This is a genomic window from Arthrobacter sp. P1_A5 (assembly GCF_056406825.1).
Window position 1 is genome coordinate 1 of record NZ_JBFTZL010000126.1, and the last position, 10,976, is coordinate 10,976.

The following is a 10,976-nucleotide window of genomic DNA, read 5'->3' on the forward strand; positions in this document are numbered from 1 at the left end:
GGTTCAGTTCCCGCAAGCCGTGACCTTGTAGAGCTTGGCCTCGCCCTGGCTGTCGATGAGCTGCACGCCCGGGTTCGCTGCWAGGTTGCGCAGGCCGGCGGGGGTGTGGTTTCCGCCGTGGACTTCGACCGGACCGAAGTCCAGGATGTAGTAGGCATTCGCCGCGCGCACCGCCTGGCAGACGCTGGCGTCCGTCTTCACGCTTCCAAGCGAATCGTAAATCCGCTGAACATCCGGGGAAACGGAGCTCATGACATGCAGCTGGGCGGACTTGCGCTCGCCCAGGGCGTAGGAAAGCGCCGCACCGGTGTAGGGGTTGTCGATCAGCAGGGCATTTTCGGGAACAGTCTGGGGCAGGCGCTTCATGAGCTGGAGTTCATCGGTGGAGACCAGCGGAGAGTCGGCGGCGAGCCTGTAGTTCCTCGAACCCTGTTCGACTTCCAACTCCAGGCCGCCTTGCTGTCCCAGCGCCGTCGCGGCGAGCAGGATTACGGCGACGGCAACGGTCCGGTAGGCCGCGGTTCCGGCCCGCCCCCACCGCGGCGAGCCGTCAAAAGCCACCCCTAGGGCTTTGGACCGGCCGCGCATCGCCAGGATGCGGCGTCCTGCCCAGTCAACGCCGACGGCGACCAGCAGAACCGCAACCAGCGGCAGCAAGGCGGCAATCCGGTTGCTGTCGTTGTACCAGACGCCGGTGAGAAAGTCCCGGGTTTCTGACCTCGTGAAACCGGAGACCACAACGAACAGGTAGGTGAACAATCCGAAGACTGCGGCTATCCATATGCGCTGCCCGCGGTCCTGGAAGCAGGCCCAGAGGCCGAGGAATACGAGCGGGGCCACGAGCCAGGCCAGTGCCAGGCCGCTGGGGGAGATGGTGACGGCTTCGCCAATGGCCTTTGGAATGCTCTGGTACGGGCCCCAGAAGGAAGCCTCCAAGGGCGGGCGCAGATTGGTCCACAGCAGGTCGAACGCGACGGCGTACCCGGCGACCGGCAACACCAGCCTCAAGACGTACGAGCGGGCGCGGGCCTGCTTCCGCCGGAGGGCAGCCACAGTGCGCCGCACCAGCGTCACCACCATGGGCAGCGTCCACGTCAGCCAGGCCATGAACGTCGTGGGATGGGCGACAATCAGGCCGGTGAGCGCCAGCACCAAGGCAAGTATCGAGGCGAGATCGCGGCGGACAAGTCCGGGCGTCAACCCGGCACACGCCGCTGCCAGGGCGACGCTGGAGGGCAACACGCTAATGGCCAGCAGGTTGGGATACAGGACCCCAAAGTCCATCATGAGCAGCGGGAAGGCACCCAGCGACGCCGCCGCAATGCCTGCGGCGACCAGCGCGGCCGGGCGTCCCCCCACCACGGACCGCGCCAACAGGAGGCATCCCAACGGCCAGAACACGGCCGCAAGGACAATGCTGGTGATATTGACGGCGAGCGGGACGCTCGCGCCCGTTGCCATGGCGACGAGGGTGGCTACAGCGTTCCAGCCGGCCGGGTAGGCGCCGCCGCCGGTCATCGCACCCAGGGTCAACGACGACGCCTGGCCGGTATCGAGGGCAAACCTGACCGAATTCAGGTGGAAGACGGCGTCATAAGTCTGGGAAATGGCCTGCGGGCTGCCGATGAGATGGACGGTGTGCACGGCGAGGAGCCCGCCGGCGATGACGGCTCCGGCCAGCGCCGCGAGGTCGCCGCGGACGTCCGGCACCCGCAACGGATTCGGGCCGGTTGCGGCCGGTCCGGAGGGACGGAAACGCGACGCCCACAAACCGAGCAGCGACAGAGCCACCGCTACCACGGCCACAGGGAGCAGCCCGAACCTCACGTTCAGGAACGGGGCCAACGTGGAGGTTATGACCACAACACCCACGCTCAACGCGGGGGCAAGCGCCAGGGCGCTGAAGCCCCTGAATCGCAGTGCAACGGAGATGATCAGCCCGGGCAGGACCAGGACAGCGCAGGCGATCAGGACCTGCGGTACGACGGACATCCACATGAAGGGTTACGGCTCCAGGAGTTCGAGGAGGTACGCGCCGTACCCGCTCTTGACCAGCGGCTCGGCGCGCTGGCGGAGTTCATCGTCGCTCAGGAAGCCCTGGCGCCAGGCGATCTCCTCTGGGGCGCCGATCTTCAGGCCCTGCCGGTTCTCGACCGTCCGGATGAAGTTCGACGCGTCGTTGAGGTCATCGAAGGTTCCGGTGTCCAGCCAGGCCGTGCCGCGGGGCAGGATTTCGACGCGGAGCTTGCCCCTTTCGAGGTAGGTCCGGTTGACGTCGGTGATTTCCAGTTCGCCGCGGGGCGAGGGCTTCAGGTCCTTGGCGATCCCGACGACGTCGTTGTCGTAGAAGTACAGGCCGGGCACGGCGTAGTGGGACTTGGGCCGCTCCGGCTTTTCCTCCAGCGAGACTGCCTGGCCGGCGTCGTCGAACTCCACGACACCGTAGGCTTTGGGGTTCTTGACCCAGTAGCCGAAGACGGCACCGCCGTCGATGTTTTCATGCTTGCGCAGCTGGGTGCCCATCCCCTGGCCGTAGAAGATGTTGTCACCCAGCACCAGGGCAACGGTCTCGTTGCCGATGTGCTCCTCGCCGAGGATGAAGGCCTGCGCCAGGCCGTCGGGGGAGGCCTGCTGGACGTAGCTGAGGTTGACGCCGAACTGCGAACCGTCGCCGAGGAGGCGCTTGAACTGCTCGGCGTCATGCGGGGTGGTGATGATCAGGATGTCCCGGATGCCGGCCAGGATCAGCGTCGACAGCGGGTAGTAGATCATCGGCTTGTCGTATACCGGGACGAGCTGCTTGCTGATGCCGTGGGTGATGGGATGGAGACGAGAGCCGGTCCCACCGGCAAGAATTATTCCGCGCATGGTATACATCCTCTCCTACCGGTCTGCACTCGGCCAAACCCGTGGACGGCCCGCTGGCCCGCGTGCCCGGTGGTGTCAGGCCGAGTGCCGGCGCCCGGTCCGGCCGAGGAGGCCGTCGGCGGTGCCGCGGAGCGCCGAGCCGAGCCGGGCGGTGCGGCCGGGCGCCAGCAGGGTCACGATCAGCAGGTGCCGCAGATCGCCCCATACCCCGCCAGCCACCCAGGCGGGATACCGGACCGCGTACCGGCGGCCCGTGACGAGGCGGTTCCTGAAGATGTAGTAGTAGCGCCAGGTCGCGGCGGTGCGAACCTGCAGCGGGCGGCCGCCCGCCGGGACTGGCCGGCCAAACACCTTGGCCTCCACCATCGTTCCCAGGGAGTGGTCGAACTCCGCCGCCGCGAGGACGGTGGGCAGGCCCGCGGCGAGTGCGCGGTAATAGTACTCGGTGTCGACCAGGTCGATGAAGAGCTCTTCCCAGAACCCGCCAAGGACGTCCAGCGTGCCGGCCGGGATCAGGAGGCCCGACTGGATCGGCTCCCGGCCCAGGGCGACGCCGTTCCGGGTCCCGGTGCGCAGCACCGGGTTTCCGTGGATCCTGGACGGGGAGATGAGGCCGGGTTCGACGCCGGCGGCCCGCGCGTCCGCGGCGGCACGGCGCAGCGCCTGCACATAACCGGCGGGCAGCAGGGAGTCCTGGTCCACGGTCAGGACGTATTCCGGGTTGCCGTGCCGGCGTGCCGTGCGGATGCCGGCGTTCAGGGCGGCGCCGATACCGGCGTTCTCCGGGAGGCGCACCACTTCTGCGCCGGCCGCGGCCAGCGCGGCGAAGATCGGCTCGAAGCCGGGGCCGCCGCCGTCGTCAACCACCACGACGGCGTCCACCTGCTCCCGCAGCGATTCGACGTTGCCGATCAGCGCAGCCGTCGGCCGGAACGCGGTGACGACGCCGGTGACGCCGGTGGCGCCCGTGGCAGGGACGGGGGATTCGCCGGTCACGTGGGGTTCGCTCACTTTCCGAAGGAATGCCGCAGGAGGATGCCGAGCGTTCCGGAGGCACTTTGCCGGAGCGTGCCGGCGAGGATCAGGAGTGCGTGCGCCCGGGACGTGAGCCGCAGCCGGGCGGCCCGGGCCGCCTTGCGCCAGCCCTTCGCCGTGCACAGCGCCGCGGCCAGGTCGAAGAAGTCGCGTTCACCGACGAACCGGGACCCGTCGACGAGTTTCGCGGACGACGCGCTGTGAGTGTGCCGGCGGTATTCGAAGCAGATATCCGGGACGATCAGCAGCTCGGCCCCGCCAAGCACCATGTCCATGACGAGGGCGAGATCCTGGATGACGGGGAAACCGTCACGGAAGTCGTAGTCCCGGATCCGGTCGCGGCGGAAGGCCAGGGAGGGCCAGTAGAGCCAGTCGCCGTGCAGGAGGCTGACCGCCAGCCGCTCGCCGCCCACGAGCCGGGACCCGGTGCCGCGCGGTTTAACCAGCCGCTGCTTGACGATGTCCACCAGGGGAACGGAGGGTTTGCCGTCCTCGTCGATGATCTGGACGCCGGGCTGGATAATCCAGGCGTCGGGGAATTCGGCGTGGGCGCGCAGCACGACGTCCACGAAGTTCGGCAGCAGAAGGTCGTCGCATCCCATGACCACCAGGACGTCCTGGCTGGCCAGCGAGACGCAGGTCCTGAAGTTCTCGGTGATGCCCTCGTTCTTATCCTTGCGGATATACGTGATCCGGGGATCGTCCGCGGCCTCGACGTAGCGTCTGACGTCGTCGCCCGGGTAGGCGTCGTCAACCACCGTCAGGCGCCAGTCCGGGCTGGTCTGGGCCAGGACGCTGTCGACGGCCAGTTTCATGTAGTTAACGTCGCCCCAATAGGGGATAAAGATGTCCAGTGCCACCGGGGCCTCCTACTTCGTCGTCGGCGTCGCCGGAGCGTCGCCGTCCCGGGAGGACATGTCCTCGACCATGGTCCGGAGGATGGCCACTTCCTCCGCGAGGGTGCGGGTCTCGTCCTCGACCACGGACAGCTCCCAGGACAAGTGCAGGCAGACACCGAGCAGCAGCAGGATGCTGATGATGAACAGCAGATTGGACGGCAGCTGGACGCCGACGCGTTCGGCCACGATCGTCAGCAGGCTCGGAAACGCGGCCAGAACCAGCGTGCCGATGCCCACGAAGAGCCAGAGTGCTGCGTATTTCTCGCGAAGCTTCTTTCGGCGGAGCATCTCGAAGACGACGCCGACGATCGCCAGGGCAAGGAAAAAGGCGGGCCAGTTGCCCATTAGACGGCTCCTTTGGGGGCCAGCGCGGGGTCGGAAATGGTGGACCGCTTACGGGTCAGCGCGAACATGAGGGCGAAGACGGACCGGCCCAGGTAGACGGCGGACTTGACGGGGTTGTGGCTGGGAGTCCCGCCTTGGCGCGGGCGCATTTCGACCGGGACCTGGGTCACCCGGCAGCCGGAGCGGATCGCCACCACCAGGGAGTCGATGGTGTCACCCAGATACTCCGCAGGGTAGTGGTCCAGGTACTGGTTGATGGCGCGCCCGTTCGCGGCCCGGAAGCCGCTGGTCACGTCCGTGAGCCGGGTCTTGGCCAGTGCTGAGATGACCTTGGCGAGGAGCTGCATGGCCCACTTGCGCGGGCCGCTGACCGAATAGTCGCCGCGGTCGGCAAAGCGGGCACCGATGGAGATATCCGCGTGCTCCAGGCCGGCCAGGACCTCGTGGATATTGCGGGGATCGTGCTGTCCGTCGGCGTCCACCTGGATCACGCGCTGGTAACCGAGGCGCTGGGCGTACTTGAAGCCTGCCCTCATGGCACCGCCGACCCCCAGGTTGAACGGCAGCGTCAGGACGGTGGCGCCAGCGTCTTTCGCGACCGCGGCGGTGGCATCCGCAGAGCCATCATTAACCACCAGGACATCGTAGGGCCGGCCGACGCTCAGCACTTCCCGGACGGTATTTCCCACGGACTCGGCTTCGTTCCACGCCGGCATGATGACCAGCACACGGGTCGAGTCAAGAATTTTCATAGTTATCCAATATATCAACGGCCCGGAGGCGATTGAGGAGTTCACTATTGATCCGGCCGTCCCGTCCTCGGCTGGAGTCAACGAATCCGTGCCATGCGGCGATCACTAAGTTGCGGCGGTTCGGGCTGAACGCGAACCGCAGGATCTGCGCCTTGGTTTCCTCGACAAAGCGACGGAGGAGCCACGACGGGTTCCGGTGCCAGTACCGCTTGATAAGGGTAGTCCCGTTGCGCACGATGTAGTACATCCTRAACGGGGAGTAGTAGTTGAATGACAGGTTCCTGCCCCGGAATCTCAGTGTCCGACCGAGCACCCTGGCCGGAAGGCGGGCCCCGAGTCGGTGTTCGACCGCGCAGCCAGCACCAATCAGCACACTGTACCCGGCCGCTCGGGCGCGGGCGGTGAATTCAGAATCCACGCAGTCGATGAAGAAACCAGCCTCGAACTTCCCGATTGCCGCAAAAGTGGAACTAGGGATGAAAAAGCCAGATTGCATCGGGTCGAATGCCTCGATCAGCCCGTCCGCCGTCCCGAGTGACGGAACACTGTGCCCACTGAACGATTCCGCGGAAACGAATCCAACCCGGCGGCCTGCGGCAGTGGCCTGCTCGTAGCTGGCGAGGGCGCAATCGACGTAGCCGGCTACGGGCAGCGAGTCTTGGTCGAAGGTGAGGAAGAATTCCGGCGACGTTGTAGCGTCAAGTTCCTCGACGCCGCGATTGAGCGCGGCAGCGATGCCAGAATTTCCGGGCATCTCTAAGACTCTGACACCTTGCTGCCGCAACTGGGCGAAGATGGAGGGGGAATCAGGAGAAGAGCTGCAATCGTCCACAACGACCAGTTCATCCACCTGATCGCGGATGGCGGCGGCGTTGGAGAGCAGGTCGTCGTCGGGGTTGAACGCTGCGATTACTGCGGCAATCCGGCGCTGGCGTCTTTCAGTCACGCTGTCGATCCTACCTTTTGACCATTGACGGGTGGACCGTGGCGGGCAGCGTCCGCACGGCGGGGACAAGCAGTCCAAGGAACAGGATCGCTTCGCTCACCGCCATTCCAAGAGCCACGGCGGGAACATTCGCCGAGATGCCGGCAACAATCATGAGGAGCACGCCGACGACGGCCGAGATTCCCGTCCACATTAGGACTGAATTCTGGCGTTGAGCGGGAATCAGGATATTCCTGATGAGTGGTGTTGATGCGGAAAGGAAGAAGAAGGACAGGCCGTAGAAGGCGCATGTGAGGGTATCCGCGCGTACGGCTTCGCCGAACATCACGCCTGAGACCCAAGGGCCGAAGAAGCCCAAGAACAGTGCGCCCGCAAGTCCGAGGACCGCGTGCGCCGAAACGGCGACGATGTGACGCCTTCGCGGGTCCGCAGCTTCGCGCTCAAGCGTCCAGCCCTGAAAGGTGTTGCCGAGAGCAACAACGCTGAAGAGTCCCAGCCTATAGATGGCGTCCGCGGAGGCGAGACTGGCGGTAGCCGCAGCGGACGGAACAGTGGCAGTGGCGATCGGGACGGGAGTTGACGCGTAGGCGCTGCCTGTGAGGTTGATGCCTGCGGTACCGGCATGGGGGATGATCATCTCGCGGAAGACGGTTCCGGGCCTCTTCGGGAACCAGGTGCCCGCCTCGCCGAATCTCTTGTGAAATGCCGCCAGCGCCATCAGGGTTGCAAGCGCAGACAAAACGCCATACGTCCAGACCTGTCCGGTGAGAAGGATGACGGGAGCGCTGATGACCGCCGCGAAGAAGCGGGGCAGGGTGTCGTAGACGGCCAGGATCCGGGGCTGACCGGTGCCGATGCCGTACCACGCGGGCGAGAAACTGGTCAGCGCAGTTGCCCAGGCCATGGTGATGGCGTCGAGGCGGAAACCTTCGCGGGCCACGAGCGCCACGATCACGCTCATGACGGGGAGGACGACGACCGCGAGCAGGATCCGAGAACGGACGCTGCTGGAATAAAGTGCTGCCCGCAACGGGAGGGCGCCGGCGCGGGCAATCTCGACCGGGCCGGAGATGTTCCAGTTCCAGAGAATGATGGTCGACGCAAAGATGCCAATGGCTTGGCCGGAGGTGATGCTGGACCAGCCGGCGGCCCCCACCACCCGCGAAACGACCGGGAGGAGCAGGAACGGCAGGACCAGCGCCAGCAGCGGCAACAGAGTGAAGCCTGCAAGCCTGAACAGAACGGGTCTCATGCGGTACGGTCCTCGTGCTGGGGGGCTTGACCTAACGATGATACGCGATTGCCCCGCACCGGCCCCTGGCCCGGGAGTCGCCTAGAGTGGTTCGCATGAACGACGAGAATGGCCCCGGCGTGCCGAAGATCAGGGCCAGCGTGTGCATGGCCACCTACAAGGGTGCGGCCTTTGTCCGGGAGCAGATAGCGTCCATCCTCGCCGAGTTGGGTCCCGACGACGAGCTCGTCGTGGTCGATGATGCGTCCCCCGACGAGACTGCCGCGATCGTGGAGGGGATCGAGGATCCGCGGATCCGGCTCGTCCGCTCCCCTGTCAACCGGGGGTACGTGCGCAGCTTCGAGGAAGCGATCCGGCTGAGCCGGGGGGAGTACGTGTTCCTGTCCGACCAGGACGATGTCTGGATTCCGGGCCGGCTGGAGCTGATGCTCGCTGCCTTGTCCGGTTCTATGGTGGTCGCCAGCAATTTCGACATGCTGGGCGGCGGAAACCGGCCCTGGATTCCGCGGCTGAAGTCCGCGGACTCGCGGCGGCACGTGGCAAACTTGTTCGCCATCCTGATCGGGTACCGGGCGTACTACGGCTGCGGCATGGCCTTCCGCCGGGAGGCTGCCCGCTGCTTCACCCCGATTCCTGCTTACGTCCGGGAATCACACGATCTCTGGCTGGCCATCTGCGGCAATGTCGCCGGATCGATAACCCACCTTGACGAGTCGACCATTTACCGCCGGATCCACGAATCGAACCAGACGCCGGCCGGCCTGCGGTCGCTGCCGAAGATCGTCGCGGCCCGCGTGATGCTGGTCCGGCTCATGGTCGAAGCCCTCCGGAGGACCCGCCGGCGGGTCTGAGCAGGCAACGGCCTTTCGGTAAGCTGGCCTCATGCAGAAACTCCTCGTCACCGGCGGCGCCGGCTTCATCGGCTCCAATTTCGTCCACTACGTACTGGAGAACACCGACCACCACGTCACGGTCCTCGACAAGCTCACCTACGCGGGCAATGTGGAGTCGCTGGCGGGCCTGCCTGCAGACCGGTTCACGCTGGTGCAGGGCGACATCTGCGACGCCGCCGTGGTGGAGCGCCTGGTTGCCGGGTCCGACGTCGTGGTGCACTACGCCGCGGAATCCCACAACGACAACTCGCTGCACGATCCGCGCCCGTTCCTGGACACCAACATCATCGGGACCTACACCCTGATCGAGGCCGCGCGGAAGCACAACAAGCGCTTCCATCACATCTCCACCGACGAGGTCTACGGCGATCTCGAACTCGATGACCCGGAGCGGTTCACCGAGAGCACGCCCTACAACCCCTCCAGCCCGTATTCCTCCACCAAAGCGGGCTCGGATCTGCTGGTCCGCGCCTGGGTGCGGTCCTTCGGCCTGCAGGCAACCATCAGCAACTGCTCCAACAACTACGGTCCGTACCAGCATGTGGAGAAGTTCATCCCGCGCCAGATCACCAACGTGATCGACGGCATCCGTCCCAAGCTGTACGGCAAGGGCGAGAACGTCCGTGACTGGATCCACGCCAACGACCACTCGTCCGCTGTCCTGGCGATCATCGCCGGGGGCCGGATCGGGGAGACCTACCTGATCGGCGCCGACGGCGAGAAGAACAACAAGGACGTCGTCGAACTGATCCTCAAGCACATGGGCCAGGCGCCGGACGCGTACGAGCACGTGGTGGACCGGCCCGGCCATGACATGCGGTACGCCATCGACTCCTCCAAGCTGCGCGAGGAACTCGGCTGGAAGCCGCAGTTCTCCAACTTCGAGGCCGGCATCGAAGACACCATCGCCTGGTACCGGAACAACGAGGACTGGTGGCGGCCCCAGAAGGCCGCCACGGAAGCGAAGTACAAGGAACAAGGCCAGTAGATTATGTCGATCGAGTTCTCGAAGAAGCTCACAGCGCACGAAACCCCGATCCCCGGCGTCGTCCTCTACGACCTTCCGGTCCACGGTGACAACAGGGGCTGGTTCAAGGAGAACTGGCAGCGGGAAAAGATGGTGGCGCTTGGCCTGCCCGACTTCCGTCCGGTGCAGAACAACATCTCGTTCAACGAATCCGCCGGCACCACCCGCGGCATCCATGCCGAGCCGTGGGACAAGTTCATCTCCGTGGCCACCGGCAGGATTTTCGGCGCCTGGGTGGACCTGCGCGAAGGCCCGACCTTCGGCGCCGTGTTCACCGCCGAGATGGACCCCAGCCAGGCCATCTTCATTCCCCGCGGGGTGGGGAACGCCTTCCAGACGCTGGAGGACAACACCGCCTACACGTACCTCGTCAACGACCACTGGTCCGCCGATGCCCAGGGCCAGTACACGTTCCTGAACCTCGCCGACGAGACCGCGGCCATCAGCTGGCCGGTGCCGCTGGGCCAGGCCGAGCTCTCGGACAAGGACAAGGCACACCCGCGCCTGGCGGACGTCACGCCGATGCCGCCGAAGAAGGTCCTCGTGGTCGGCGCCAACGGCCAGCTCGGCAAGGCGCTGCGCCGGCAGTACGACGGCGACCCGTCCGTTGAGTTTGCCGGCCGGGACGAGTTTGACCTCGGCAGCGAGGACGCCTTCGCCGGACGGAACTGGAAGAACTACTCCACGATCATCAATGCCGCGGCCTACACCGCAGTGGACGCCGCCGAGTCGGCCGAGGGCCGCGCGGCCGCCTGGGCAGCCAACGTCACGGCCGTGGCGCGGCTGGCCCGCACCGCCGTCGAACACGACCTCACCCTGGTGCACGTGTCCTCGGACTATGTCTTCGACGGCACGCGCGCCACGCACGACGAATCGGAGCCGGTGGCGCCGCTGGGCGTCTACGGCCAGACCAAAGCCGCGGGCGACGCCGTCGTCAGTGTGGTGCCCCGGCACTACAT

General features: G+C 66.0%; 11 protein-coding genes. 3 read left to right on the forward strand and 8 right to left on the reverse strand.

Going from position 1 to position 10,976, the window contains the following annotated elements:
* Positions 1-3: 3 nt before the first annotated feature.
* The 8 genes from AC1D1S_RS15240 to AC1D1S_RS15275 all read right to left on the reverse strand — a co-directional run bounded on the left by AC1D1S_RS15240 (position 4) and on the right by AC1D1S_RS15275 (position 8,097).
* Positions 4-1,992: a DUF6541 family protein gene (locus tag AC1D1S_RS15240; RefSeq protein WP_476994832.1), complete on the reverse strand. Its 1,989-nt coding sequence runs from the start codon at positions 1,990-1,992 to the stop codon at positions 4-6.
* A gap of 12 nt (positions 1,993-2,004) precedes the next feature.
* Positions 2,005-2,868 carry a glucose-1-phosphate thymidylyltransferase RfbA gene (gene rfbA, locus AC1D1S_RS15245; protein ID WP_243181206.1) on the reverse strand — a complete coding sequence of 288 codons (864 nt, stop codon included), beginning with the start codon at positions 2,866-2,868 and terminating at the stop codon, positions 2,005-2,007.
* A 75-nt stretch (positions 2,869-2,943) separates the two neighbouring features.
* Complete coding sequence (locus AC1D1S_RS15250) at positions 2,944-3,879, reverse strand: glycosyltransferase (protein ID WP_476994833.1); 936 nt, start codon at positions 3,877-3,879, stop codon at positions 2,944-2,946.
* Complete coding sequence (locus AC1D1S_RS15255) at positions 3,876-4,763, reverse strand: glycosyltransferase (protein ID WP_223916130.1); 888 nt, start codon at positions 4,761-4,763, stop codon at positions 3,876-3,878. Before AC1D1S_RS15255 ends, AC1D1S_RS15250 begins: the two co-directional genes overlap by 4 nt.
* 9 nt (positions 4,764-4,772) lie before the next feature.
* Positions 4,773-5,147, reverse strand: coding sequence for a DUF2304 domain-containing protein (locus AC1D1S_RS15260; protein WP_043435190.1), 375 nt, complete (start codon positions 5,145-5,147; stop codon positions 4,773-4,775).
* Complete coding sequence (locus AC1D1S_RS15265; protein WP_476994834.1) at positions 5,147-5,899, reverse strand: glycosyltransferase family 2 protein; 753 nt, start codon at positions 5,897-5,899, stop codon at positions 5,147-5,149. Before AC1D1S_RS15265 ends, AC1D1S_RS15260 begins: the two co-directional genes overlap by 1 nt.
* Complete coding sequence (locus tag AC1D1S_RS15270; RefSeq protein WP_476994835.1) at positions 5,886-6,845, reverse strand: glycosyltransferase; 960 nt, start codon at positions 6,843-6,845, stop codon at positions 5,886-5,888. Before AC1D1S_RS15270 ends, AC1D1S_RS15265 begins: the two co-directional genes overlap by 14 nt.
* Positions 6,846-6,855: 10 nt before the next feature.
* A complete protein-coding gene (locus AC1D1S_RS15275; RefSeq protein ID WP_476994836.1) occupies positions 6,856-8,097 on the reverse strand; it encodes a polysaccharide biosynthesis protein in 1,242 nt (413 codons plus the stop codon).
* Positions 8,098-8,192: 95 nt separating this feature from the next.
* Between AC1D1S_RS15275 and AC1D1S_RS15280 the strand changes: the two genes are divergently transcribed.
* The 3 genes from AC1D1S_RS15280 to AC1D1S_RS15290 form a co-directional block, all read left to right on the forward strand.
* Entirely contained in the window at positions 8,193-8,948 is a 756-nt protein-coding gene (locus AC1D1S_RS15280) for a glycosyltransferase family 2 protein (RefSeq protein ID WP_243181210.1), read from the forward strand.
* 31 nt (positions 8,949-8,979) lie between these two features.
* Positions 8,980-9,978 (forward strand): dTDP-glucose 4,6-dehydratase, encoded by a 999-nt coding sequence (gene rfbB, locus AC1D1S_RS15285; RefSeq protein WP_243181211.1) that lies wholly within the window; start codon positions 8,980-8,982, stop codon positions 9,976-9,978.
* Positions 9,979-9,981: 3 nt separating this feature from the next.
* Positions 9,982-10,976 (forward strand): dTDP-4-dehydrorhamnose 3,5-epimerase family protein (locus AC1D1S_RS15290; protein WP_476994837.1); only part of this gene is annotated, 995 nt, incomplete at its 3' end.